Source organism: Pseudomonas sp. RC2C2 (assembly GCF_018390435.1).
In the GTDB taxonomy this organism is placed as follows: Bacteria; Pseudomonadota; Gammaproteobacteria; order Pseudomonadales; family Pseudomonadaceae; genus Aquipseudomonas; species Aquipseudomonas donghuensis.
The window spans coordinates 2,307,990-2,332,282 of the sequence record NZ_JAHBAX010000001.1 but is presented as its reverse complement, the minus strand read 5'-3'; the positions used below and the strand labels follow the sequence as shown (position 1 = coordinate 2,332,282).

At 61.5% G+C, this 24,293-nt stretch carries 27 protein-coding genes; 10 read left to right on the top strand and 17 right to left on the bottom strand.

Features of this window, described 5'->3' with window-relative positions:
* Window positions 1-4: 4 nt before the first annotated feature.
* The gene (locus KHO53_RS10885) at window positions 5-598 is read right to left on the bottom strand and encodes a PA_0111/PP_0108 family redox-active disulfide protein (protein WP_026001287.1); all 594 of its coding nucleotides are present in this window, start codon (window positions 596-598) and stop codon (window positions 5-7) included.
* Window positions 564-1,304, bottom strand: a complete 741-nt coding sequence (locus KHO53_RS10880; RefSeq protein ID WP_213570284.1) for an SURF1 family protein — start codon at window positions 1,302-1,304, stop codon at window positions 564-566. The genes KHO53_RS10885 and KHO53_RS10880 overlap by 35 nt, the downstream gene beginning before the upstream one ends.
* 63 nt (window positions 1,305-1,367) lie before the next feature.
* On the opposite strand from KHO53_RS10880, the gene KHO53_RS10875 reads away from it, so the two are divergent.
* The gene (locus KHO53_RS10875) at window positions 1,368-1,571 is read left to right on the top strand and encodes a twin transmembrane helix small protein (protein ID WP_010222642.1); all 204 of its coding nucleotides are present in this window, start codon (window positions 1,368-1,370) and stop codon (window positions 1,569-1,571) included.
* 6 nt (window positions 1,572-1,577) lie between these two features.
* Here KHO53_RS10875 and KHO53_RS10870 read toward each other — a convergent pair whose 3' ends face one another.
* Genes KHO53_RS10870 through coxB form a run of 4 tightly spaced genes read right to left on the bottom strand, consistent with a single transcriptional unit; the run spans window position 1,578 to window position 5,843 of the window.
* On the bottom strand, window positions 1,578-2,465 hold the full coding sequence (locus KHO53_RS10870; protein ID WP_010222644.1) for a cytochrome c oxidase subunit 3: 888 nt from the start codon (window positions 2,463-2,465) through the stop codon (window positions 1,578-1,580).
* Window positions 2,466-2,478: 13 nt separating this feature from the next.
* Complete coding sequence (locus tag KHO53_RS10865; protein WP_010222645.1) at window positions 2,479-3,048, bottom strand: cytochrome c oxidase assembly protein; 570 nt, start codon at window positions 3,046-3,048, stop codon at window positions 2,479-2,481.
* A 25-nt stretch (window positions 3,049-3,073) separates the two neighbouring features.
* On the bottom strand, window positions 3,074-4,663 hold the full coding sequence (gene ctaD / locus KHO53_RS10860) for a cytochrome c oxidase subunit I (RefSeq protein WP_010222647.1): 1,590 nt from the start codon (window positions 4,661-4,663) through the stop codon (window positions 3,074-3,076).
* 52 nt (window positions 4,664-4,715) lie between these two features.
* Entirely contained in the window at window positions 4,716-5,843 is a 1,128-nt protein-coding gene (gene coxB / locus KHO53_RS10855; protein WP_213570283.1) for a cytochrome c oxidase subunit II, read from the bottom strand.
* Window positions 5,844-6,211: 368 nt separating this feature from the next.
* Between coxB and KHO53_RS10850 the strand changes: the two genes are divergently transcribed.
* Window positions 6,212-6,859: a hypothetical protein gene (locus KHO53_RS10850; protein ID WP_010222650.1), complete on the top strand. Its 648-nt coding sequence runs from the start codon at window positions 6,212-6,214 to the stop codon at window positions 6,857-6,859.
* Window positions 6,860-6,970: 111 nt separating this feature from the next.
* Here the strand turns inward: KHO53_RS10850 and KHO53_RS10845 are convergent, their stop codons facing one another.
* The 6 genes from KHO53_RS10845 to prlC all read right to left on the bottom strand — a co-directional run bounded on the left by KHO53_RS10845 (window position 6,971) and on the right by prlC (window position 15,235).
* Window positions 6,971-8,536: a SulP family inorganic anion transporter gene (locus tag KHO53_RS10845; RefSeq protein ID WP_213570282.1), complete on the bottom strand. Its 1,566-nt coding sequence runs from the start codon at window positions 8,534-8,536 to the stop codon at window positions 6,971-6,973.
* Between the two features lie 155 nt (window positions 8,537-8,691).
* Window positions 8,692-9,411: a carbonic anhydrase gene (locus tag KHO53_RS10840; RefSeq protein ID WP_010222653.1), complete on the bottom strand. Its 720-nt coding sequence runs from the start codon at window positions 9,409-9,411 to the stop codon at window positions 8,692-8,694.
* Window positions 9,412-9,657: 246 nt separating this feature from the next.
* Window positions 9,658-10,716: a PA0069 family radical SAM protein gene (locus tag KHO53_RS10835; RefSeq protein ID WP_010222654.1), complete on the bottom strand. Its 1,059-nt coding sequence runs from the start codon at window positions 10,714-10,716 to the stop codon at window positions 9,658-9,660.
* Window positions 10,717-10,785: 69 nt separating this feature from the next.
* The gene (locus KHO53_RS10830) at window positions 10,786-12,813 is read right to left on the bottom strand and encodes a M3 family metallopeptidase (protein WP_010222655.1); all 2,028 of its coding nucleotides are present in this window, start codon (window positions 12,811-12,813) and stop codon (window positions 10,786-10,788) included.
* Between the two features lie 95 nt (window positions 12,814-12,908).
* The gene (locus tag KHO53_RS10825; protein ID WP_010222656.1) at window positions 12,909-13,187 is read right to left on the bottom strand and encodes a YheV family putative zinc ribbon protein; all 279 of its coding nucleotides are present in this window, start codon (window positions 13,185-13,187) and stop codon (window positions 12,909-12,911) included.
* Window positions 13,184-15,235 (bottom strand): oligopeptidase A, encoded by a 2,052-nt coding sequence (gene prlC, locus KHO53_RS10820; RefSeq protein ID WP_213570281.1) that lies wholly within the window; start codon window positions 15,233-15,235, stop codon window positions 13,184-13,186. Before prlC ends, KHO53_RS10825 begins: the two co-directional genes overlap by 4 nt.
* A 91-nt stretch (window positions 15,236-15,326) precedes the next feature.
* Between prlC and KHO53_RS10815 the strand changes: the two genes are divergently transcribed.
* Window positions 15,327-15,875: a gamma carbonic anhydrase family protein gene (locus tag KHO53_RS10815; RefSeq protein ID WP_010222659.1), complete on the top strand. Its 549-nt coding sequence runs from the start codon at window positions 15,327-15,329 to the stop codon at window positions 15,873-15,875.
* A 29-nt stretch (window positions 15,876-15,904) separates the two neighbouring features.
* Window positions 15,905-16,555 carry an HAD family hydrolase gene (locus KHO53_RS10810; protein ID WP_213570280.1) on the top strand — a complete coding sequence of 217 codons (651 nt, stop codon included), beginning with the start codon at window positions 15,905-15,907 and terminating at the stop codon, window positions 16,553-16,555.
* On the opposite strand, the gene KHO53_RS10805 is transcribed toward KHO53_RS10810, so the two are convergent.
* Complete coding sequence (locus KHO53_RS10805; RefSeq protein WP_232531905.1) at window positions 16,543-17,679, bottom strand: aminopeptidase; 1,137 nt, start codon at window positions 17,677-17,679, stop codon at window positions 16,543-16,545. The genes KHO53_RS10810 and KHO53_RS10805 overlap by 13 nt on opposite strands.
* A gap of 85 nt (window positions 17,680-17,764) precedes the next feature.
* Between KHO53_RS10805 and KHO53_RS10800 the strand changes: the two genes are divergently transcribed.
* Both KHO53_RS10800 and KHO53_RS10795 read left to right on the top strand, forming a co-directional pair.
* Entirely contained in the window at window positions 17,765-18,178 is a 414-nt protein-coding gene (locus KHO53_RS10800) for a PA0061/PA0062 family lipoprotein (RefSeq protein WP_010222662.1), read from the top strand.
* Window positions 18,179-18,231: 53 nt separating this feature from the next.
* Window positions 18,232-18,645 carry a PA0061/PA0062 family lipoprotein gene (locus tag KHO53_RS10795; protein ID WP_010222663.1) on the top strand — a complete coding sequence of 138 codons (414 nt, stop codon included), beginning with the start codon at window positions 18,232-18,234 and terminating at the stop codon, window positions 18,643-18,645.
* Between the two features lie 3 nt (window positions 18,646-18,648).
* Here the strand turns inward: KHO53_RS10795 and KHO53_RS10790 are convergent, their stop codons facing one another.
* Window positions 18,649-18,882 carry a DUF1161 domain-containing protein gene (locus KHO53_RS10790; protein WP_010222664.1) on the bottom strand — a complete coding sequence of 78 codons (234 nt, stop codon included), beginning with the start codon at window positions 18,880-18,882 and terminating at the stop codon, window positions 18,649-18,651.
* 221 nt (window positions 18,883-19,103) lie between these two features.
* Here KHO53_RS10790 and KHO53_RS10785 point away from each other — a divergent pair, with 221 nt between their 5' ends.
* Window positions 19,104-20,108 carry an LLM class flavin-dependent oxidoreductase gene (locus tag KHO53_RS10785; protein ID WP_010222665.1) on the top strand — a complete coding sequence of 335 codons (1,005 nt, stop codon included), beginning with the start codon at window positions 19,104-19,106 and terminating at the stop codon, window positions 20,106-20,108.
* Window positions 20,109-20,176: 68 nt separating this feature from the next.
* Here KHO53_RS10785 and KHO53_RS10780 read toward each other — a convergent pair whose 3' ends face one another.
* Together KHO53_RS10780 and KHO53_RS10775 are read right to left on the bottom strand one after the other, a co-directional pair.
* Window positions 20,177-20,401 carry a DUF1161 domain-containing protein gene (locus KHO53_RS10780; protein ID WP_010222666.1) on the bottom strand — a complete coding sequence of 75 codons (225 nt, stop codon included), beginning with the start codon at window positions 20,399-20,401 and terminating at the stop codon, window positions 20,177-20,179.
* Between the two features lie 104 nt (window positions 20,402-20,505).
* Window positions 20,506-20,721 carry a dodecin gene (locus KHO53_RS10775; RefSeq protein WP_010222667.1) on the bottom strand — a complete coding sequence of 72 codons (216 nt, stop codon included), beginning with the start codon at window positions 20,719-20,721 and terminating at the stop codon, window positions 20,506-20,508.
* Between the two features lie 153 nt (window positions 20,722-20,874).
* Here KHO53_RS10775 and KHO53_RS10770 point away from each other — a divergent pair, with 153 nt between their 5' ends.
* Window positions 20,875-21,201: an ElaB/YgaM/YqjD family protein gene (locus KHO53_RS10770; protein ID WP_010222668.1), complete on the top strand. Its 327-nt coding sequence runs from the start codon at window positions 20,875-20,877 to the stop codon at window positions 21,199-21,201.
* Here KHO53_RS10770 and KHO53_RS10765 read toward each other — a convergent pair.
* Window positions 21,198-22,094, bottom strand: a complete 897-nt coding sequence (locus KHO53_RS10765; RefSeq protein ID WP_036995300.1) for a LysR family transcriptional regulator — start codon at window positions 22,092-22,094, stop codon at window positions 21,198-21,200. The two genes, KHO53_RS10770 and KHO53_RS10765, sit on opposite strands and share 4 nt — an antisense overlap.
* A gap of 109 nt (window positions 22,095-22,203) precedes the next feature.
* Here KHO53_RS10765 and trpB point away from each other — a divergent pair, with 109 nt between their 5' ends.
* Window positions 22,204-23,421: a tryptophan synthase subunit beta gene (gene trpB / locus KHO53_RS10760; protein ID WP_010222670.1), complete on the top strand. Its 1,218-nt coding sequence runs from the start codon at window positions 22,204-22,206 to the stop codon at window positions 23,419-23,421.
* On the top strand, window positions 23,418-24,230 hold the full coding sequence (gene trpA / locus KHO53_RS10755; protein WP_036995299.1) for a tryptophan synthase subunit alpha: 813 nt from the start codon (window positions 23,418-23,420) through the stop codon (window positions 24,228-24,230). The genes trpB and trpA overlap by 4 nt, the downstream gene beginning before the upstream one ends.
* Window positions 24,231-24,293 lie beyond the last annotated feature (63 nt).

The following is a 24,293-nucleotide window of genomic DNA, read 5'->3' as shown; positions in this document are numbered from 1 at the left end:
TGTCCTACCCGATGTTGGACAGCTTGAGCAAGTGGCGCAGGTCGTTGAGCAAGTCCTTGCCCTTGACCCTGGCGTCATAGCGCAGCACCAGATTGCCGTGTGGGTCGATGATCCACAGCTGGGCATCCTGTTTGCCCTGGCTGACTGTTCCGTAGCGCGACACGTCCAGGGGGTAGCGTTGCAATTGCGGGTATTCGCGATCCAGCTTGGCCTGGTAGTCACTGGCCAATGGCTGGGCGGCGGCCAGGGCATGACTGGCGCGGCTGGCATCACGGCCCAGGCCGATCTGGATCTGCCGGGCCAGGTACACCAGTTGCTGGCAGTCCAGCCCACAGTCCTTGGGCGTACTCACCAGCAATTGCCAGCGCCCTTCCTCAGCGCTCACCCCAAGGTCAGCGCGGGTCTGGCCGTTGCCGATCATTTCACCGTGGTAACTACGGCTGTCGGGTACCCAGAATTTGAGTTTGTACATGCTGGTGGCAAGGATCATCGGGCCGAGAACCACCAGCAGGATCAGCAGCAGTTGCAGACGCCCGCGCGCACGACTGCGCGGCGCCTTGCCTTCAGACATGTTGAGTGGACTTGTGACGGCTCCCATGCTGTTTCTCCTTGTTGTTATGCCAGCCGAAGTAGAGGTAGAGCAGCACCAGCGCCAACGCCAGGGCAAACCACTGCACGGCGTAACCCAGGTGTTTTTCCGGGCCCAGGGCGACCACCGGCCAATCCCGTCGATAACTGGCCGGGCCGGCTTCCAGGCGCAACTCATGGGCAAAACCTTCGCGGCCCAGTTGCGGCCACAGCGTGCTGGCGTCGCTGGCGGTGATCAGCCGCGGCCAGTTGCCCCCCTGCGGGTCGGCATGCAATTGAAAGGTCGCGCCCGCAGCAACGTACACCGAAGCGTCCAGGCTCAAGGGGTGCTCAGGCGTGCTGAACTGCACCGCAATGCGCCGGTCCGGCCAGGGCAGCCAGCCACGATTGATCAACAGCCACAGGCCGCTGGCCTGGTCGAGAAAGGGTTGCAGCAGCTCGACGCCGACCTGACCGTCGCGCATGCGGTTATCCAGCAGCAGGCTGTGTTGACTATCGAATTGGCCATATAGATGCACACGGCGAAAGGCCGGATCTGCACTCTGCAGCAACTGCGCACTGCCGACCGCATCGCTGGCACTGCGCTCGGCGTAGACCTGCAGCAGCTGGCGTTTCTGCTCGGCCCGCCCGAGCTGCCAGCAGCCGAGCGCAATCAACCCCGGCAGCAGCAAAAACACCACCAGGGTCGGCACGATGCCGGGGCGAAAGCGCTTCACCGGGCCCTCGAAAGGTCAATCGCTATACTTGTACTCATCACTGCATCCCCCCGGAGTTTCGCCATGCTCAAAGCCGCGATTGTCCTGATGCTGTTGGCGACCATCGCCAGCCTGTTCAGTGGCCTGTTCTTTCTGGTCAAGGACGACGGACAGTCGACTCGCCTGCTTAAGGCCCTCACTGTTCGGGTCACCCTGGCCGCCTTGACCCTGGCCCTGGTGACCTGGGGGTTCTACAGCGGCCAGTTGGTGTCCCACGCGCCGTTCTGAACCCGGCTACAGCACGTAAACGAAGATAAACAGCCCCACCCAGACCACGTCGACAAAGTGCCAGTACCAGCTGGCGGCCTCGAAGCCGAAGTGTTTGTCGGCGTTGAAGTGCCCACGCATGATCCGCACCAGCATCACGAACAGAATCAGGGTGCCCATGGTCACGTGGGCACCGTGGAACCCCGTGAGCATGAAGAAGGTTGCGCCGTAGATACCCGAACCCAGGGTCAGCCCCAGCTCGGTATAGGCCTCGTGGTACTCGTAGGCCTGCAGTACCAGGAAGCCCAGGCCAAGGAGAATGGTCAATGCCAGCCAGGCCTTTAGCGGCCCGCGGTGATTCTTGCGCAAGGCATGGTGGGCGATGGTTACCGTGACACTGGAGCTGACCAGCAAAATGGTGTTGATCAACGGCAGGTGCCAGGGGTCGATGATCTCCTTGGGCGGCGGAAACAGCTTCGGGTCCGGGGTCTGGAGCAGCGGCCAGGCGAACTCGAAGTTCGGCCAGAGCATGTGCGCCACGCCCTTGGCGCCATCACCACCGAGCCACGGCCCGGCCAGGTTGCGCACATAGAACAGCGCGCCGAAAAAGGCGATGAAGAACATCACCTCGGAGAAAATGAACCACGACATGCCCCAGCGAAACGTGCGGTCCAGTTGTGGGCTGTAGAGCCCGGCACGGCTTTCCCTGACCACCGTGCCAAACCAGCCGAACAGCATGTAGGCCAGGCACAGCGTGCCAAAGAAGAAAATCCACGGCCCGTGGGACTCCGGCCGCCCGGCCTTGAGGTCGTTGAACCAGGTGCCCAGGCCGAACACCGTGATGAACATGCCGACCGTGGCAATGATCGGCCACTTGCTTTGCGCCGGAACGTAATAGTGCTCATGGGAAGCCATCGTGGTGTTCTCCTTATCGGGCGCCCTGTGCAACCGGGTCCGCCAGGTGTGCAACCGGCGGGTGGCGAGCGGTGATATCGAACAGCGTGTAAGCCAGCGTCAGGTGTTTCACATCCTTGGGCAGGTCGCGGTCGACGATGAAGCGCACCGGCATTTCAATGCGCTCACCCGGCTGCAGCACCTGCTGGGTAAAGCAGAAGCATTCGGTCTTGTGGAAGTACGCCGCCGCCTCGGCCGGGGTGATGCTGGGAATGGCCTGGGCGCTCATGGGTTTGTCGGTCGGGTTGCGGGCGATGAACACCATCTGGTTGACCGCCCCCGGATTGACGTCGATCTGGTCGGCGGTGGAGTAGAACTCCCAGACCATGTCGCTGGCGTTGGTCGACATGAACTGCACCTTCACCGTGCGGTTCATGTCACTGACCTGGGTGCCTTGATACTGCCCGCCGGTCTTGCCATTGATGCCGAAGGCTTTGCACATCACATCGTAGATCGGCACCAGGGCAAAACCGAAGGCGAACATCACCACGGTCAGCAGCATCAGCCGCCACACCAGGCGCTTGAGCGAGGTCCCTTCACTCATGGTTGCATCCTCGGGCCTGAGCCGTTCATTTCACTTCCGGTGGGGTCTGGAAGGTGTGATAGGGCGCCGGAGACGGCACCGACCACTCCAGCCCTTCGGCACCCTCCCAGGGTTTGGCCGGCGCCGGTACACCGCCGCGAATGCACTTGATGACGATGAACAGGAAGAAAATCTGCGTGGCGCCGAAGGTAAAGGCGCCGATCGACGAGACCATGTTGAAGTCGGCGAACTGCAGGTTGTAGTCCGGAATCCTCCGTGGCATGCCGGCCAGGCCAACGAAATGCATGGGGAAGAAGGCCATGTTCATGCCCACGAACGACAACCAGAAGTGCAGCTTGCCCAGGGTTTCGTCATACATGTGCCCGGTCCATTTCGGCAGCCAGTAATAGGCCGAGGCAAAGATGCCGAAGATTGCCCCGGGCACCAGTACATAGTGGAAATGGGCCACCACAAAGTAGGTGTCGTGGTACTGGAAATCCGCCGGGGCGATGGCCAGCATCAGCCCGGAAAAACCGCCGATGGTAAAGAGGATGACGAAGGCGATGGCGAACAGCATCGGCGTCTCGAAGGTCAACGAGCCTTCCCACATGGTGCTGACCCAGTTGAACACCTTCACCCCGGTGGGCACCGCGATCAGCATGGTGGCGTACATGAAGAACAGTTCGCCAACCACCGGAATGCCGACCACGAACATGTGGTGGGCCCAGACGATAAACGACAGGAAGGCGATCGCCCCGGTGGCGTAGACCATCGAGGTGTAACCGAACAGCGGCTTGCGCGAGAACGCCGGGATGATCGAACTGACCGCGCCGAAGGCCGGCAGGATCATGATGTACACCTCGGGGTGGCCGAAGAACCAGAACACATGCTGGAACAACACCGGGTCACCACCGCCGGCGGCGCTGAAGAAGCTGGTGCCGAAGTGGATGTCCATCAGCATCATGGTCACCACGCCCGCCAGCACCGGCATCACCGCAATCAGCAGGAAGGCGGTGATCAGCCAGGTCCAGACGAACAGCGGCATTTTCATCAGGGTCATGCCCGGGGCACGCAGGTTGAGGATGGTGGCGATGACGTTGATCGCGCCCATGATCGAGCTGATGCCCATCAGGTGGATGGCGAAGATGAAGAAGGTCACGCTTTCCGGCGCGTAGGTAGTCGATAGCGGCGCATAGAAGGTCCAGCCGAAGTTCGGTCCGCCGCCGGGCATGAACAGGGTCGAGACCAGCAGCAGGAAAGCCGCCGGCAGCAGCCAGAAGCTGAAGTTGTTCATCCGCGGCAGGGCCATGTCCGGCGCGCCGATCATCAGCGGGATCATCCAGTTGGCCAGGCCGACGAAGGCTGGCATCACCGCACCGAAGACCATCACCAGGCCGTGCATGGTGGTCATCTGGTTGAAGAACTCCGGCTGGACGATCTGCAGCCCGGGCTGGAACAGCTCGGCGCGGATGACCATGGCGAACGAGCCGCCAAGCAGGAACATCGTGAAACTGAACCACAGGTACAGGGTGCCGATGTCTTTGTGGTTGGTGGTCAGCACCCAGCGCATCAGGCCCTTGGCCGGTCCGTGGGCGTGCTCATGACCTTGGCTGTGGTCGTCGATCACTGCGCTCATGTCCTGTCTCCTGCAGTCCGGTGGCTGGGGCGCGGATACGCATCAACCCGGCTCATTTGCTTTCTGCCTGTTTGATCGCCAGCACGTCTTTTGGCGTGACCATGTCGCCCTTGTTGTTGCCCCAGGCGTTGCGTTCGTAGGTCACCACGGCGGCGATATCGACTTCCGAAAGCTGCTTGCCGAAGGCGGCCATGGCCGTGCCCGGCTTGCCGTGGAAGACGATGCTCAGGTGAGCTTCCTTCGGCCCGGTGGCGATCTTCGAGCCCTTGAGCGCCGGGAACATCGGCGGCAGGCCCTGGCCTTCGGCCTGGTGACAGGCCACGCAGGTGGTGTGATAGACCTTGTCGCCGCGCTCGATCAGCTCTTGCAGGGTCCATTCCTTGCTGGTCAGCTCTTTGAGCTTGGCCGCGTCGGCCTTGCGCTCGCCAAGCCAGGTGTCGTAGTCAGCCTTGGACTTGACCTCAACCACCACCGGCATGAACCCATGGTCCTTGCCGCACAGCTCGGTGCATTGGCCGCGGTAGATGCCGGGCTTCTCGACCCGGGTCCAGGCTTCGTTGACGAAGCCGGGGATGGCATCGCGCTTGACCGCAAAGGCCGGCACCCACCAGGAATGGATAACGTCGGCGGCGGTTACCAGAAAGCGCACCTTGGCGCCCACCGGCAGCACCAGTGGCTGGTCGACTTCGAGCAGGTAGTGCTCGTCCTTGAGTGACTTGTTGTGGATCTGATCGGCGGGGGTGGCCAGGTTGCTGAAGAACTCGACGTCCTGCCCCAGGTATTTGTAATGCCACTTCCACTGGTAGCCGGTGACCTGGATGTCGACGTCCGACTCGCTGGCATCGTAGATATCGATCAGGGTCTTGGTCGCCGGAATGGCCATGGCCACCAGGATCAGGAACGGCACCACCGTCCACATGATCTCGACCCAGGTGTGCTCGTGAAAGTGCGCGGGCTGCTGGCCGGTAGAACGACGGTGGATGATCATCGACCAGAACATTGCGCCAAAGACCACCAGGCCGATGATCACGCAGATCCAGAAGATGGTCATGTGCAGGTCGAACACTGCGTTGCTGACTTCAGTCGCCCCTGGCGCCATGTTCACGGTCCAGGCGGCGTGCGCCTGACCGAATACCGACCACAACAGGAGGCCCATCCAGACATGTGGATGTCGCATCATTGCGGGTTCCCCTTATCGTTCTTGTTATCCCGGAGGCGTGGACCTACGGCTAAGGGTACGGTGGCCAAGACTGCGAACTTCGACGACCGAGCCCCTGCGAACTGCAGTCGGGCCTCATCAGCGAATCACTTTCAAACCGGAGTATAGACAGCGACCCCGGCCTGGCAATGCGCGCGGGGAAATCATCAACAGAAGTTGAACGTTTGCGCGCAAAGCCACGGATTACCTGGCCTGGAGCACAATGATGGCACTTCGATATAATCGCCGAATATTAATTTATTAATGGTTATGCCAAATGCGTCTTAGCCATTTTCAGAACCGAGCTACCTTATGTCTTCCGTTTGTCACGCCTTTACCCTGGAGTTGTCATGAACATCGCCGCTTTGCGCGAGCAGATCACCCGTGCCCGTCAACATGAGACCGAAACCGGCCAACTGAAACAGCAACTCGAAAAACAGCTGCCACACCTGCACCCTTCGATCCATCTGCCAGAGGCCGATGCCCAAGGCGCTCTGGCCCGTTTCGTCGGCGCCTATATCGACCAGGTTCCAGAACTGCTGGAAGCGGCCAATGACGTTGCCCGCGAAGCCGGCATCGAGTCGCAGATCAAACCGGTGCTGAAAATCGCCGAGCAGTACTTCCTGCAACCGCCCGCCATCACCACTACCCACCTGGGCCTGGGCTGCCTGCTGGACGAGGCCTACCTGGCCCACCGCCTGGTGGAAGAAGTTAACGATTTGTACATCAAGCACTTCAATCAACCGCTGATCCCGCTGGACACTACCGTGGCCAACCTGATCGCCCACCAGTTGATCGGCGAGGCATTCGCCAACCAGCTGGATGAAGTGGTGCACCACTCGGTGGATGAGATGCTCAATGACCAGAGCTTTGCCCTGGAGTCGGTCGAGCAGTATCGCGACAAGCTCAGCAGCCCGGATACCGGTGCCGCCTGGAAGCGCTGGCCATGCCTGTCGCGGCAGTTGGGTGTGGGCCTGGAGCTGGATCAATCCGCTTGAGGCTGATGCGCCAGCAACGCCGGCAAAGCCGGCTCCCACCGGTTCAGTGCAGAGCCTGAGCGAGGTATGGGAGCTGGCATTGCCAGCGATGGCAACACCGCTCAATCCAGATCAGGCCCCCAACCCCGCCGTCGTCCGTACTCGCCCCTCGACCCGGCGCTTGAGCCGCCGCTGTTCGATCAGCAGGCGCGAACCCTTGCCGGCATTGGCACGCCCCCAGTCTTCGAGCAGTTCCAGGCAGGAGTGGTCGATGTAGCTGAGGTTGGCCAGCGGCACATGCAGGGTGGTCGCGGGTGGAATGCCTTCAAGCACCTGGGCCAGCGCGGGCACCTTGAGAAAGGTCGCCGCGCCGCTCAAACGCAGTTCCAGATGGCCCGGTTGGTCCAGGCTGGCCACGCTGATCTTCAGGCGTGCGGCCTTGAGCGCCAGCTTCAGTAGCGTCAGGGCAAAACCGAGCAACACGCCGGTGAGCAGGTCGGTGAAGATGATCGCCAACGCCGTCGCCGCATACGTGAACATCGGCATGCGTCCATATCGGCCCAGCCCGCGAAAGGCCTTGAAGTCCACCAGCTTGACCCCGGTATACACCAGCACACCTGCCAGGCTCGCTACCGGAATCTGCTGCAGCACGCTGCTCAACACCACCACGAAGGCCAGTAACCAGACGCCATGCAGGATTGCCGACAAGCGAGTCTGCGCACCGGCCTGGACATTGGCCGAACTGCGCACGATCACCCCGGTCATCGGTAGCGCACCGAGCACACCGCAAAGCATGTTGCCCAACCCCTGAGCCGACAATTCACGGTCAAAATCCGAACGCTGGCCGTTATGCATGCGATCGACCGCAGCGGCAGAGAGCAGGGTTTCGGCGCTGGCGATAAAGGCCAGGGCGAAGGCGGCGACCAACAGGTTCGGGTCGGCGAGGTTGAGCAGGTCAGCCGGGCGCAGCCAGTCGATGGCTTCGCTGAGATTCGCCGGCACTTCGACCCGGTTCACCGGCAGCGTCAGCCAGATGCTGATCACGGTCATCAAGGCCACGCCAAGCAAGGCCCCCGGAACGAAACGCAGCGACTGCGGGCGCAAGCGTTCCCAACCCCACATGATGGCGATGGTGCCCAGCCCAAGCGCACCGGCCTGCCAGCCATTGCCCGGGCGCTCCAGTGGCAGCGCCTGGCCCAGGGTTGCCGGAAAGCCCAACAGGTTGGCCAGGCCCGAGGGCTGCGGGGCGCTGTCGAACATCACATGCACCTGGGACAAAACAATCAGCACGCCGATGCCCGCGAGCATGCCGTATACCACCGCCGGCGCCGTTACCCGGAACCAGCAGCCCAGGCGCAAACGCCCGGCGAGCAGTTGCAACAGGCCGGCCAACAGCAGGATCGGGCCAAGCATCGCCACACCATGCTGGCGCACCAACTCGAACACCAGCACCGCCAGGCCGGCCGCCGGGCCGCTGACCTGCAACGGCGAGCCGGCCAGCCAGCCAACCACGATACCGCCGACAATCCCAGTGATCAGGCCTTTGGCCGGCGGCATGCCCGAGGCAATGGCAATACCCATGCACAAGGGCAAGGCAACCAGAAACACCACCACTGAGGCCAGCAACTCACGCGGCAATGCCGCTTTTACTTGTGTCGTGTTCACCGTGTCACTCCTTCTCTCACGTTTGATGGCCATTCCAATGGCCGCTGGTACACCCCCTGACACGCGCGCAGGCGCGCACCGCCAGCACAGTGCCGGCAAGGCCGTCAGGGAAATTCAAGGCAGCCGATGACCAAGGCCGCACCCGTCAGGTGCAGCCGTCAATCAGCGTTTTGGGGTGTCAGGGACGCTTAGTAGCGTCCTCTCGGGGTTGCGCAGGGGATCGGCTGGCCTTCGGCAAGCGGCAGGAAGCTGTCGCTTGCCGCGTCGTAGGCTTCGACCTGGCTGGTTTCGATGTCGTAGATCCAGCCGTGGATAAACAACTGGCCAGCCGCCAGGCGCGAGGCCACCGACGGATGGGTGCGCAGGTGGTGCAGCTGGGCGATGACGTTTTCCTTGGTCAGCACCTGCATGGTTTCATGCTCGCTGCCACAGGAGCAGTTGTCTTCGACCACCGTGCGGGCAACTTCGGCATGGCGCAGCCAGGCCTTGACCGTCGGCATCTTCTCCAGGCTCTGCGGGTTGAGCACCGCGCGCATGGCACCGCAATCGGAGTGTCCACAGACAATGATGTGGTGCACGCCCAGGGCCAGCACGGCGTATTCGATGGCGGTGGACACACCGCCGTTCATCTGCCCGTAAGGTGGCACGACGTTACCGACGTTGCGGGTGACGAACAGGTCGCCAGGGGAGCTCTGGGTGATCAGCTCGGGCACGATGCGCGAGTCGGCACAGGTGATGAACATCGCACGGGGCGTTTGTGCGGTGGCGAGTTTCTTGAACAGCTCCTGCTGCTCGGGAAAAACGTCATGATGGAACCGCAGAAAGCCGTCGACGATATGCTTCAGGGCAGCATCGGCGCTCTCGGCTGGGGCTTCCGGGACGGCCTTGGATGGGTCCTTGACGGGCATGATTCATCCTCTTTGACGGTTTTAGGTTAAGTCCATTTTACCGGGTTGATGATTCAAACGGCGTATGACAGTTGGATGAAATACGCGCGCCAACAATCACATCCGTTGTTGGCTGAATTCCTACGCTACTCGGCGAAACTTAACTCAAACTGAATTGCGAGGCTCTAGTACGGGCGTTCCAGAGATTCAAAGAGTTGTCCGGATAATATCAAAAAAACATTAATGGCCAATACCCATTATTGAAAATCAGAGCAGTGACATCTGCCCGCCAGGAGGGCAAAACGCACTGCAATCAAGCGCGTAGCCTTCGCGCCGGTTCAGCCCCAGGCGGCGGATCGCCTTGCTGAAGCGTTGCGCCAGCAACTCGGCAAATACCCCTTCACCGCGCATGCGCGCACCAAAGCGGCTGTCGTACAACTCACCGCCGCGGCTCTGGCGGATCAGGCTGAGCACATGATTGGCCCGTTGCGGATAATGGTCCTGCAGCCACTGCTCGAACAGCGGCGCCACCTCCAGCGGCAGACGCAGCATCATGTAGGCAGCGCTCAGTGCCCCATTGGCTTTGGCGGCCTCGAGCAGGTGCTCCAGTTCACTGTCATTGATCATCGGGATCATTGGCGAACACAACACGCCCACCGGAACACCGGCCTCAGTCAGCACCCGGATCGCCCGCAGCCGTGCCTTGGGCGCTGCCGCCCGCGGCTCGAGGGTGCGCTTGAGTTCGTCGTCCAGGGTGGTCAGGCTGATCATCACCTGCACCAGACGCTGCCGGGCCAGTTCGGCGAGCAGGTCCAGGTCACGCAAAATCAGTGAGCCCTTGGTGACGATGGTGACCGGGTGGCGATAACGCAGCAGCACCTCCAGCAGGCGCCGGGTCAGCTGTTGCTCGCGTTCGATGGGTTGATAGGGGTCAGTGTTGGACCCCAGGTTGATCGGCGCGCAGATATAGCCAGGCTTGCTCAATTGCTGTTCGAGCACAGCAGCGGCGTTGGTCTTGGCGATCAGCTTGGTTTCGAAGTCCAGCCCGGGCGACAGGTCCCAGTAGGCGTGACTGGGCCGGGCATAGCAGTAGATGCAACCATGCTCGCAGCCGCGATAGGGATTGATCGAACGGTCGAAGGGCAGGTCGGGCGAGTTGTTGCGGGTGATGATGCTCTTGGCGGTTTCGCTGCGCACTTCGGTGCCCTGGGTCAGGGGCACTTCCTGGTACCAGCCGTCGTCCTCGGCCACCGAACGGTTGGGGGCGAAGCGGTTGTGGGGGTTGCTGGCGGTGCCACGACCGCGCAGGGGAGCTGGAGCAACCATGGTGCACCTATACTGTTTTTTTATACAGTACACCACTCAAAAACGTTGATCCAGCACCGTTGGGCAGGCTCAGCCGGCGATCAGGCCGTACCAGCGCAAGAATGGCAGCGCGCTGGAAGGGCGCTTGAGGAAGGCCTCGACGCCGGTCTGAATGGGACGCGCAACGCCAGGCGCAAACACCTCATCCTGCAGCTCGCGACCGGTTTGCCGATTGAGCAGACCTTCCTGTTCAAATCGACTGAACAGATCGAAGGCATAGACGTTCGCCCAGAGATAGCCGAAGTAGCCCGCGTCATAGCCGTCAACCAGGTAATCGAAGGCATGCAATGGGCGCTCAAAGTCAGCCAGCGGCCAGGCCCCCGCCTCAATGAAGCTGTCTTCAACCTTTTTCTGGACACTACGACCATCTTCCGGATTGCCATGCAAATCTAGATCGAACAATGACTTGGCCAGTTCGACCGCCAGCTTCGGACGCTCCTGCGCCTGCAGTTGATCCAGGAAAGTCTGCATCGCTTGGACCGTCAGCGGTTCGCCAGTCTGGTAGTGAGCGGATATACCCGCCAGATACTGCGCCGACCAGCACCAGCGCTCCAGCAATTGGCTGGCAATCTCGACACCACCAGGGCCCAGATTCAGTATATTACCCAGGTGATAGTTCGAAGTGCGGACCATGAGGTGGTGTAGGCAATGACCGAACTCGTGAAACAGCTTGCGCAGGTCCAGATGAGTCAGCAGCGGCGGCACATCACCCTGGCCGGCGGCAACATTGGTAAACAATGCTGCGGCACTCTTGTGATACTTGCCTTCGGCGTCGATGTGCCGATTCCAGACGTAATAAGTCCAGGCCCCTTCAGGCGACTTGCCGTCCCTGCCGATTGCGTCGATGTACAGATATCCCAGTAAAGCGTGATCTTGCACTACTTCAAACACACGAACATCGGGATCCCAGGTAGAAACTGCCTGTGCCTCAGTCAGCACCAAACCAAAGAGCTTGTGGGCCAGGTCTACCAATGCCTTTAAAACCGTATCCAGAGAGAAGCAGGCCCGCACATCGTCCTCTGACAATCGCAACGGTGTGTGGTCTTTCTGCTTGCGCATGAAGGCAACATCCCAAGGCTGAATGGGAGCCAGCCCTTGTTGCTGCGCCGCACTTTGCAGACGCTGCCTTTCCCGCTCCAGCCCCGGTCGAGCCTGGCGGACCAGGTCTTTAAGGAAAGCCAAAACCTGTTCCGCAGATGCGCCCCCTTTGAGCTGCAGGTTGTACTGGGGAAAGGTGTCAAAGCCGAGTAAACGTGCCTTTTTCTGCTTGGCTTGCGCCAACGCCTGAAACACACCGGCATTATCGAGGGCAGGGTCAGGATTGGCGCCACGGGTCAGATATGCCCGATAGACTTTCTCACGCAGATCCCGGTCCTGCGCATGTTCGATAATTGCCAGGTAGAGTGGCTCTTCGAGGGTAACTAGCCACCCGTTCAGCTTCCTGCTTTTTGCCGACGCCGCCATTGCGGCCTTGTCCAGTTCGGAAACTCCCTGCAGTCGCTGCTCATCCATGAGGTGCAAGCTCCAGTCATTGCTGGAGCGGGAAATGTTTTCGGAAAACGTCTTCTGCAACGCGCTGATCTGCCGTTCGAGCATCTGCAAGATTTCACGGCCCTCAAGGTTCAAGTGTACCCCTGATAGGCGAAACGATGTGATCGTTCGTTGCAACGCCGCTTTGCTTTGCCAATCAAGGTTCAGACCATAAGGGCTGCCGGCGAGACGCTCGTACAAACTCAGCAGTTCTACGTTTTGCAGCTTTTCCACGAAGTAGGCTTGTGCCAGATCCCAGCATTGATAGGCAACTTTCTGCCACTCACCTGGGCGATTGATCAGGGGCGCGATGTTGTACAAGGTGTTGTTCAGGCGGGCGTCCAGTGCATCAACCGCCAGCACCAGATCATCCCAGGTGGGAAGTGCACGTTGGTGCGCAATGATGATACTCAGCGCAGCACGGTTATCGGCGATCACCTGCTCGATTGCAGGTTGCAGATGTTCGATACGCACTGCAGCGTAATCGATCGGTTCGTCATGACGCAGTAAGGGGTTAACGGTACTCATAACAAATTCCAGAGAGCGGGGTTGGGCCCGCTACTCTGGATTGCAGCTAACGCTCGCTGGTGCCAACTAAATAGCACCCAAGGCACCACACGCCCTTACTCAGCCGGTTTCTTCAGCTTCGGATTAGGGAAGAACTGCACCGTCTGCACCGTGGTCGCGGCAGGTTTCACCTCGACCCTGTTGACCCGGGTACCCAACTCCTTGGGCACCGACAGCCCCTGTTCGTTAAGGGTGTCGGAAAACCCGCAGGCCACGCACTCACGGTGCGGAACGCTGTCTTCGCTCCACATCATCAGTTTGTCCGGCTCGCTGCACGCCGGGCAGACCGCCCCGGCGATAAAGCGTTTTTTCGTTATCACAGGCCCATCACTCATGCCGCCACTTCCTCACTCAAGCCGCTATGGCGCAAGAGTGCATCGATTGATGGCTCGCGGCCACGGAAGTCGACGAACAGCAGCATCGGCTCCTGGGAACCACCACGGGCCAGGATCGCTTCGCGGAACGCGCGACCGGTGTCGGCATTGAGCACGCCTTCTTCTTCAAAGCGCGAGAAGGCGTCGGCCGACAGTACTTCAGCCCACTTGTAGCTGTAGTAACCGGCTGCATAACCACCGGCGAAGATATGCGCAAAGCTGTTGGGGAAGCGGTTGTACGCCGGTGGGCGCATGACCGAGACCTCGTCGCGGATGCCTTCGAGCACTTGCAGTACACCGCGGCCGTCGCCGTGGCTGGCGTGCAGTTCGAAGTCGAACAGCGAGAATTCCAGCTGGCGGACCATCATCAGCCCGGACTGGAAGTTCTTCGCCGCCAGCATCTTCTCGAGCAAATCCTGGGGCAGGGCTGCGCCAGTTTCGTAGTGAGCGGAAATCAGCGCCAGGCCTTCAGGCTCCCAGCACCAGTTTTCCATGAACTGGCTCGGCAGCTCGACCGCATCCCAGGCCACACCGTTGATACCGGAAACACCGGCATGCTCGATACGGGTCAGCAGGTGATGCAGGCCATGGCCGAACTCGTGGAACAGGGTGGTGACTTCGTCATGGGTCAGCAACGCCGGCTTGCCAGGGGCGGCCGGGGTGAAGTTGCACACAAGGTTGGCCACCGGGCTCTGCAATTGGCCGTCAGCAGTCAGGCGACGGTCGCGGGCGCCGTCCATCCAGGCACCGCCGCGCTTGTTGGCACGGGCATAGAGGTCGAAGAAGAAGCGCCCGACGTGCTGGCCGTGCTCCTTGATTTCGAACAGGCGTACGTCCGGATGCCAGCTATCGAAGCCCTTGAGCTCGGCAATCTCGATGCCGTACAGGCGCTGGACGATGGTGAACAGGCCGGTCAGCACCTTGTCGATCGGGAAGTAGGCGCGCAGGGTTTCCTGGGAAACGCTGTAGCGCTGTTCACGGAGTTTTTCCCCGTAGAAACCGCTGTCCCAGCTTTGCAAGTCCGGGCACCCCTGCTCGGCGGCATAGGCCTTGAGCTGGGCCAGGTCCTGTGTGGCAAACGGCTTGCTGCGCTTGGCCAGGTCACGCAGGAAGCTCAGCACCTGATCGCTGGACTCGGCCATCTTGGTCGCCAGGCTCAGCTCGGCGAAGTTCTGGTAGCCCAATAGCTGAGCCAGTTCCTGACGCAGGTCGAGGATCTCGCCCATCACCGGACCGTTGTCGAACTGGCCGGCGTTAGGGCCCTGATCAGAGGCGCGGGTGCAGTAGGCGGCGTAGATTTCTTCGCGCAAGGCGCGGTCTTCAGCGTAGGTCATCACCGCGTAGTAGCTGGGGAATTCCAGGCTGATCAGCCAGCCATCGAGGCCCTTGGCCTGGGCGGCGGCAGCCATCTGTGCCTTGGCCGAGTCCGTCAGGCCGGCCAGTGCCGCTTCGTCGGTGACGTGCTTGGTCCAGGCCTGGGTGGCGTCCAGCAGCTGGTTGGAGAAGCGGCTGCCCAGTTCGCTGAGCTTGCTCTGAACTTCGGCATAACGTTGTTGCTTATCGGCCGGCAGGTCGATACCCGACAGGCGGAAGTCACGCAGGGCGTGTTCGAGAATTGTCTTTTGCGCCACATCGAAGCCGGCGGCTTCGGGGCTGGCGATCAACGCTTCATAGGCCTGGAACAGCTCGCGGTTCTGGCCCATTTCGGTGGCGTAGGCGCTCAACGCCGGCAGGCAGGCCTCGTAGGCTTCACGCAGTTCGGCGCTGTTGCACACGGCATTGAGGTGGCTGACCGGACTCCAGGCGGCGCCCAGGCGGTCGTTGAGTTCGTCCATGGCCAGGATCAGGCCGGCCCAGCTTGGGTGCTTGCCCTGGGCCTGGAGGATGTCGGCAATGGCATTACGGTTGTCGGCCAGGATCTGTTCAATCGCCGGCTGCACATGCTCGGCACGGATCGCCGAGAAGGGCGGCAAGTCATAAGACTGCAGAAGCGGGTTGTTCGCACTCACGGTTAAACACCTTGGCAGAAGAAACACTTCCCCATCTTAATTACAATCGACGCCGACCGCAGCCCTATCCATACCAAAGAGAATTCCTATCATGGCCATCCGTAGCTTCCAGCATCACACTCCCAGGCTTGGCGAGCGTGCCTTTGTCGACCGCAGTGCCGTGGTGCTGGGCGATGTCGAGATCGGCGCCGACAGCTCGGTGTGGCCATTGACGGTGATCCGCGGCGATATGCAGCGCATCCGCATCGGCGCGCGCACCAGTGTCCAGGACGGCAGCGTGCTACACATCACCCATGCCGGGCCGTTCAACCCGGATGGTTTCCCGCTGCTGATCGGCGATGAAGTAACCATTGGTCACAAAGTCATGCTCCATGGCTGCACCCTGGGCAACCGCATCCTGGTCGGCATGGGCAGCACCATCATGGATGGTGCAATCGTCGAAGACGAAGTGATCATCGGCGCCGGCAGCCTGGTGCCTCCGGGCAAGCGCCTGGAAGGCGGTTTTCTCTATGTCGGCAGCCCGGTCAAGCAGGCCCGCGCCCTGACCGAGAAGGAGCGCGCGTTCTTCCCCTACAGCGCCGGCAACTACGTCAAACTCAAGGATCAGCACCTGGCCGAAGGCTACCACCTGCCCGAGTGAACCTGCCCACAGCCCTATTCGAGACTGCCATGCACCAGCAAAACATCCTCTTCGACCTCGACGGTACTCTGACCGATCCGCGATTGGGCATCACCCGCTCGATCCAGTACGCACTGGCCAAGCTCGGCATCGACGAGCCGGACCTGACGCGCCTGGAACACTTCATCGGCCCGCCGCTGCTGCAGGCATTCATGCAGTTCTATGCTTTCGATGAAGCCAAGGCCTGGGACGCGGTGAATTTCTACCGGGAGCGCTTCAAGGTCACCGGCCTGTACGAAAACCAGGTGTTCGACGGCGTCAGCGAACTGCTCGAATCCCTGCAAGGGCAGGGGCGCACCTTGTACATTGCCACCTCCAAACCCTGGGAGTTTGCCCGCGAGATCGCCCACCATTTCGATTTCGCCAAGCACTTCAAGGTGATCTACGGCAGCGAGCTGGACGGCACCCGCACCAACAAGGTCGAACTGATCCGCCACCTGCTGGCCGAGGAAGCCCTGGACCCGGCGCAAACCCTGATGATCGGCGATCGCAAGCACGACCTGATCGGGGCGCACAGCAACGGCCTGGAAGCGGTAGCGGTCGGCTATGGCTTTGGCAGCCATGAAGAGCTGACGGCGCAACAGCCGGCTTATCACTTTACGACCGTGAACCAGTTGCACCAGGCGTTTCAGCGCAGCTGAGAAACCGATCGCGGGTCAAGTCGAGTCGCCGCGCCGCCGCTCCTGTAGGTGCGGGCTTGACCCGCGATGCTTTTCAGCGCCTGCTGGCGTTGTTCGATTGGCAGCCGCCCCAAGGCTTCTACCCGTTGGTAGAACACCTGCCAATCGCCACCCACCTCGACAAACAGCTGTGCAAACGCCGGTACCCACTGGTCATACAGGCCAAAGGGCAGCAATTTGGCATTGTTCATCGGGGCATTGATCCAGGCGTCATAACGCCCGCGCCCGCCCCATTGGCTATCGCGCAAGGTTCGATACTCACCGCGCAGGCGTTCGAACTCAGCCTGCTTGCCTGCGCGCTTGGCGGCTTCGGTCAGCGGCGCCGCATACAAGGCCTTGAGCCGCTCGCGGCTGGCCAGTACCAGCCCGATGAACTGGTCGCGCTGCCGGCTGCCATCCTCGGCCAGCACCGGCAGCCCCCGCGCCGCGCGCCACTGGCGGGTGCCTTCCTGTTCGACGAAGGTGGCGAAAGACTCATTGAACGCGGTGTCGTCCCGCACATAGAGCCGTTGGTGGGCCAACTCATGGAAGATCACCGTGGCCAGGCGTTCATCGCCCCAGCCGAGCATGGAGCTGAGGATCGGATCGTCGAACCAACCCAGGGTGGAGTAGGCCTCAACACCGCCGACATAGACATCCAGCCCTTGCTGCTTCTGTAATGCCGCTGCCCCGCGCGCCGCGCCCTGCTTGTAATAACCGCGATAGGCGACGCAACCGGCGATCGGGAAGCAATGGGTTTGCGCCTCCAGTGAAAACTCCGGCGTGGCAAATACGTTCCAAACCACGAAGGGCCTGCCAATGTCGGCATACACCCGGTAACTGCGGTTGTCCGGCAGCTTCAGCTGGGCGCTGGCGAAGGCCCGGGCCTGCTCGGCCTTGAGCAGGTGCTGACGCAGTTTGCTGTCGGTGGCCGGATTGGCAACCAGGTCGGCAACCGGCTGGCGCGCCTGCAACAGCTGCCACTGACCGCTGGCCAGTTGCCCGTAGTAACTGACACTGGCACAACCGTTCAGCAGCCCGAAGGCCAGCAAGGGAACCAAGAAGCGCAAAATGTGGTCGAGTGCCCCATGACTTGAGCGCAACAAAAGAAATAGTCGAAGCATTCGCGTCCCGTCATTCGCTCAAGTACCCATCAGCTTCAAGACTATCCTGCCCGGCTGGAGTTTTACCATGCGTACACTGCTTGTCATCAGCGGTATTGTGCTTCTGTCCGGCTGCGCCGGCCTGCCTGCCCCCGACCCCAACCAGGCCTGGATCGACCTCGCATCAGGCCAGGACGACACCCTGCATGCCGTGGAAGTGGACGAGCGCGCCTGGGCCGACAAACGCTATTTCGAAGTACCGCCAGGCAGTCATGAGCTGACCGTGCGCTACCTGTTCCCGGTCAATCCAAGCAATATCGGCCCGGTCGACGAGCCGCTGTGGCGTGATTGCCAGCTGCATGTGAAGTTCAAGCATTTCAACGCCGGCCAGCGCTATCAGCTTGAGGCCGGCAGCATCGGTTTCCGCCCTTGGGCCAAGCTCTATGACGAACAGCGCAATGTGGTCGGCAAAGGCCTACCGGCGGGCTGCCAGCGTACCTGAAGGCGTGAATGGCGCTATGCTTGTGCTTTGTAGCCCGCACGCCGGAGTTCGCCATGCGCCAGCCTATGATGCTGCTCGCAATCAGTACCCTGGGAGCTTGCGCCAGCCCCCTGCCCCCTGTGGACAACAAGCAGGCCTGGGTCGACCTTTACACCATCACACCGGGCAAAGTGGTGATGGCCGAGCGGCTTGACGGAAAGCGCCTGACTGATGGTCGGTTCTTTCAGGTTACGCCCGGTGCCCACGAGCTGGTGGTGAGGTTCGATTATGAAATCTATTCCGGTGGGTTCAGTACCGACCCGACCGAGCGCACCTGCTACCTGACGATCAAGTTCGCTCACTTCAAGGCAGGGCAGCGCTACCGTCTGGAAGCCCGCGCCCCAGCCATGCAGCCCAGCGCCTACCTCTATGACGCCCAGCGCAACGTCGTGGCCGAAGAGTCGAACGACGTGTTCTGCACACCCTGACGCCTAGCGATCATTGTTCTGGTAGATGATCTTCTTGGTGCCGTTTTCGCAGCTGCCGACCACCATGTTCTGGTCTTTGACTTCATCATTGCTGACGATTTCCAGGGTGTAGGAACTCACGTTGTTAGCCTGGATCTTGGCTTCGATCTCAGCCTTGAGCTCTTCACAGTCTTTCGTCGCGGCCAGCGCGGACGTTGCCAGCAGCGAAGCCAGCACAGCGATTGCAACACGGATCATGGAACAGCTCCTTGTGACAGCAGACGTTTTAGCGACCCTCATTTGACCACAACAAGCGCACTACGGTTCTGCCTTAGCTCAGCAGCATCGCGTCCAGGCTGACCCTCGACGCGGGACGGATTACAACGCCTGGCATTGATTCCTGCAGATGTGCCCATACAGAGCTAGAAAGGCCGTTGGATTATTTCGGCCAATCGACTGCCCTGGAGGCTCAAACGCCCATGAAGCAACTTGCGGATATCAAGATCTCTACCCTTGACCTGGTGCCGGTACGTGCCGACAGCGGCCCAGCGCAGTCTCTACGCAACTCCCTGGACCTGGCGCAACACGTCGAAAAATTCGGCTACAACCGCTTCTGGGTGGCCGAGCACCACAACATGGACGGCATCGCCAGTTCCGCAACTTCAGTGCTGCTCAGCTACCTGGCCGGTGGTACGTCAACCATTCGTGTGGGCGCCGGCGGGGTGATGCTGCCCAACCATGCACCGCTGGTGATCGCCGAACAGTTCGGCACCCTGGCCAGCCTGTATCCCGGGCGTATCGACCTGGGCCTGGGCCGCGCGCCGGGCTCCGACCAGATGACGGCCCGCGCGCTACGCCGCGAACGCTCTGGCAGTGCCGACGATTTCCCCGATGATGTCGAAGAACTGGTGCGCTACCTGGGGCCGCGCACGCCCGATCAGAAGGTCATCGCCGTACCCGGGTACGGTACCGAGGTGCCCATCTGGTTGCTGGGTTCGAGCTTGTTCAGCGCGCAACTGGCCGGCATGCGCGGTTTGCCCTACGCCTTCGCCTCGCATTTCGCTCCGCGTTACCTGCACGAAGCGATTCGCGTGTACCGCAACCACTTCCAGCCTTCGGCCGTGCTCGACAAGCCCTACGTTATGCTCGGCGTGCCGCTGGTGGCTGCCGAGACGGATGAACAGGCTGATTACCTGGCCACCTCGGTGTATCAGCGCATCCTCGCCCTGATGCGCGGGCAAAGCCTGGTGCAGCGTCCGCCGGTAGCGACCATGGACGGCCTGTGGCTGCCCCATGAGCGTGAAGCGGTGGGCAGTTTCCTTGGCCTGGCGATGGTCGGGAGCCCGCAGAAGATCCGCGCCAAGCTTGAGGTGTTGCTGGAGCAGACCGAGGCGGATGAGCTGATCTTTACCTGCGACCTGTATGAGCATGCGGACCGGATTCGGTCGTATGAGCTGCTTGCCCAAACGGTTTTGGGCAGCTGAAAGCCCTATCGCGGGGCAAGCCCGCTCCTACGTTGGAGCGGGCTTGCCCCGCGATGGCTTCAACACAGTCACCCGCGCTTGTAGACGATTTCCTTGGTGCCGCCTTCGCAGCTACCCACGACCTTGCCATCCGCGGCTGCGCCCTTATCGACGATTTCCAGGGAATAGCCGCTGACACCCTTGGCATCGAGCTTGGCGGCTATTTCAGCCTTGAGTTCTTCACACGGCTTGCCAGCAGCCAGCGCAGTACCCGCCAACGTCATCAAACCAATCGCTACTACCAACTTCTTCATCGATCGCTTTCCTTGTTCAGATCAAAATAGAGAAGGGCGCCAGGCAGGCCGGGCGCCTCAGGACTGTGTAACGCAATTGACCCGCACAAGCCAGTATCACCGCTTCAGCTGTTGACGATGCGAAAACCCACCTTGAGCGTGACCTGAAAATGCGCGGCCTTGTTGTCCTTGATATGGCCACGGGTATCGACCACCTCGAACCACTCAAGATGCTTGATGCTCTTGCCTGCCTCGGCCAGGGCGTTGTTGATCGCCTCTTCAATGGAGGTAGGCGAGGAGCCGACGAGTTCGATTTTCTTGTAGGTGTGGTGATCAGACATGGGCAATCTCCTTTTTGAATGTCAGATAGAGCCTAGCAGCGCTGGGCTGTTTTACCTGCGAAGGGTAAATGCCACTAAAAGTTCGACTGCACTTTCTCAACACCCTGTAGTCGGAATCTACACAGCTCAACTCAACCTTGAAGGAGAGTCACCATGGCCAACACCTCGCTGCGTAAAGCTTCACTGCAAAGCATGGAAGCGGAAATCGAAAGCCTGCTCAAGTCACTGGAAAGCCTCAAGGACGATGCCTCGGATGAGTCGCGCAAAACCCTGAAGGCGCTCAAGAGCAATGCCGAGAATGCCCTGCGCCATTCACGCCACCTGCTCAGCGATGCCTACGAAGAAGTCAAAACCAAAACCCGCGAGACCAGCCTGGCGACCCGCGACTATGCCCAGGAACACCCGTGGACCACCGCCGGTGTCGCTGTCGGTGCCCTCGGCTTGCTGGCGGCGTACCTGCTGTGCAGACGCGGTAACTAAGCGGCCTGGCGCGCAAGTTCCGCGCGCAACCAGCCAGCCAATTGCTCGGCGCGCCCATCTGCGGCGCGTCGCGGCACCCACAGGGCCAGCGCCGCCTGGGTTTCACAAAACCCCCAGGGCGCAGCCAGGCGCCCGCCACGCAAGTCATCAGCGACCAGCGGCTGCGGCGCTATCGCCACCCCCAGCCCCGCCACTGCCGCCTCCAACAAGTAATACAGATGCTCGAAATCCTGCCCATAGCGCAGCGCCTGGGGGTCGATACCCTGCTGCACGGCCCAGTTTGGCCAGGCTTGTGGGCGCGAGGTGGTCTGCAGCAGCGTTTCCGCCAGTAGCGCCTGCGCAGGCGCCCGCTGCAAGCGGTTGAACCCGGGAAAGTGCGGGCTGAGCACCGGGCCGATGCGCTCTTGGGCCAGCACGTGCACCTGCATATCCGCAGGCCACGGCGGCTCGGCAAACACCAGTAGCGCATCCAGCCCGGGGCGGCGCGGGTCGAGATCACCTTCACCGGCGGACAGGTGCAGGCGCAGTTCTGGCAAGTCCGCCTTGAGCCGGCCCAGTCGCGGGATAAACCAGCGCGCCAGCAGGCTGCCGGAGCAACCGAGGACAAACGGCGCATCGGCGCTGCTCTGGCTGATTTCTGCACAAACCCCGCGCAAGCGCTCAAAAGCATCGCTGCTGGCATCGCGCAGGCGCACGCCGGCATCTGTGAGTTTAAGGCCGCGTCCTTCTTTGACGAACAGCGCCACGCCAAGATGCTCTTCAAGCACCTTCAACTGGCGGCTCACTGCGCCATGAGTAACATGCAGCTGCTCGGCTGCCTGGCTGACACTGTTGAGCCGGGCGGTGGCTTCAAAGGCCCGAAGGGCATTGAGGGGAGGCAGGTCCTGGCGCATAACGTGTGAGTTTTCCTGACATGTTGTCGCAATCTTATCGGTTTTCAGCTGCGCGTGTCGTGGTTAGAGTAAAGCCATTGACGACTTAACTACCGCCCTGGAGCGACCCATGACCCAGACCAACTTCCGCGCCGGCCCTGATGCCAATGGCCTGTTTGGCGCATTCGGCGGCCGCTACGTGGCAGAAACCCTGATGCCGCTGGTGCTGGACCTTGCCCGCGAGTACGAAGCGGCCAAGGCCGACCCGCAGTTCCTCGAGCAACTGGCGTACTTTCAGCGCGACTACATCGGCAGGCCCAACCCGCTGTACTTCGCCGAACGCCTGACCGAACACTGCGGTGGCGCGAAGATCTTCTTCAAGCGTGAAGAGCTCAACCACACCGGCGCGCACAAGGTGAACAACTGCATCGGCCAGGTGCTGCTGGCCAAGCGCATGGGCAAGAAACGCCTGATCGCCGAAACCGGCGCCGGCATGCACGGCGTGGCCACTGCCACCGTCGCCGCGCGTTTCGGCCTGCCTTGCGTGATCTACATGGGCGCCACCGACATCGAGCGCCAGCAGGCCAACGTGTTCCGCATGAAGTTGCTGGGCGCCGAAATCGTCCCGGTAACCGCCGGCACCGGCACCCTCAAGGACGCGATGAACGAGGCCCTGCGCGACTGGGTCACCAACGTCGACGACACCTTCTACCTGATTGGCACTGTAGCCGGCCCGCACCCGTACCCGGCAATGGTCCGCGACTTCCAATCGATCATCGGCAAAGAGACCCGCGAACAGCTGCAGGCCAAGGAAGGGCGCCTGCCCGACAGCCTGATCGCCTGCGTCGGCGGCGGCTCCAACGCCATGGGCCTGTTCCACGACTTCCTCGATGACGCCAGCGTGCAAATCATCGGCGTTGAAGCCGGGGGCCATGGCGTCGACACCGACAAGCATGCCGCCAGCCTCAACGGTGGCGTACCGGGCGTACTGCACGGCAACCGCACCTACCTGCTGCAGGATGCCGACGGCCAGATCACCGACGCCCACTCGATTTCCGCCGGCCTCGACTACCCCGGCATCGGCCCTGAACACGCCTGGTTGCACGAAGTGAAGCGGGTCGAATACGTCAGTATCACCGACGACGAAGCCCTGGCCGCGTTCCACACCACCTGCCGCCTGGAAGGCATCATTCCGGCCCTGGAAACCTCCCATGCCCTGGCCGAAGCGATCAAACGCGCGCCGACCTTGCCCAAGGATCACCTGATGGTGGTGTGCCTGTCCGGGCGCGGCGACAAAGACATGCAAACCGTGATGAGCCATATGGCTGCCCAGGAGAAACAGGCATGAGCCGTCTTGAACAACGCTTCGCCGAGCTGAAGGCCGAAGGCCGCTCGGCACTGGTCACCTTCATCACTGCTGGCGACCCAGGCTACGACGCCTCGCTGCAAATTCTCAAAGGCCTGCCCGCCGCTGGCGCCGACGTGATCGAGCTGGGCATGCCGTTCACCGACCCGATGGCCGACGGCGTGGCGATTCAGCTCGCCACCCTGCGCGCCCTGGAGGCCGGCCAGACCCTGGCAAAGACCTTGCAGATGGTGGGCGAGTTCCGCGTCGACAACCAGACCACGCCGATCGTGCTGATGGGTTACTACAACCCGATCCACCGCTTTGGCGTCGAGGCCTTCGTTGCCCAGGCCAAGGCAGTGGGCGTGGATGGCCTGATCATCGTCGACCTGCCACCGGAGCATGACGCCGAGCTGGCCACCCCGGCCCAGGCCGCGGGTATCGACTTCATCCGCCTGACCACCCCGACCACCGATGACGTGCGCCTGCCACGCGTGCTGGAGCGCAGCTCGGGCTTTGTCTACTACGTGTCGGTTGCCGGTGTGACCGGTGCCGGCTCCGCGACGACCGAACACGTCAGCAGTGCCATCGAGCGCCTGCGTCGCCACACCGACCTGCCGATCAGCGTCGGCTTCGGTATCCGCACCCCGGAGCAAGCCGCGGCAATTGCCAAACTGTCGGATGGTGTCGTGGTCGGTTCGGCGCTGGTCGACAAGATTGCCACTGCCAAGACTGCCGAGCAGGCCGTGGGTGATGTGCTTGAGCTGTGCTCGGCACTGGCCCAGGGTGTGCGAGGTGCGCGCAAGGCTTGATACCTGTGGGAGCGGGCTTGCCCCGCGATTGCGGTCCATCAGACAGATCGCAATCGCGGGGCA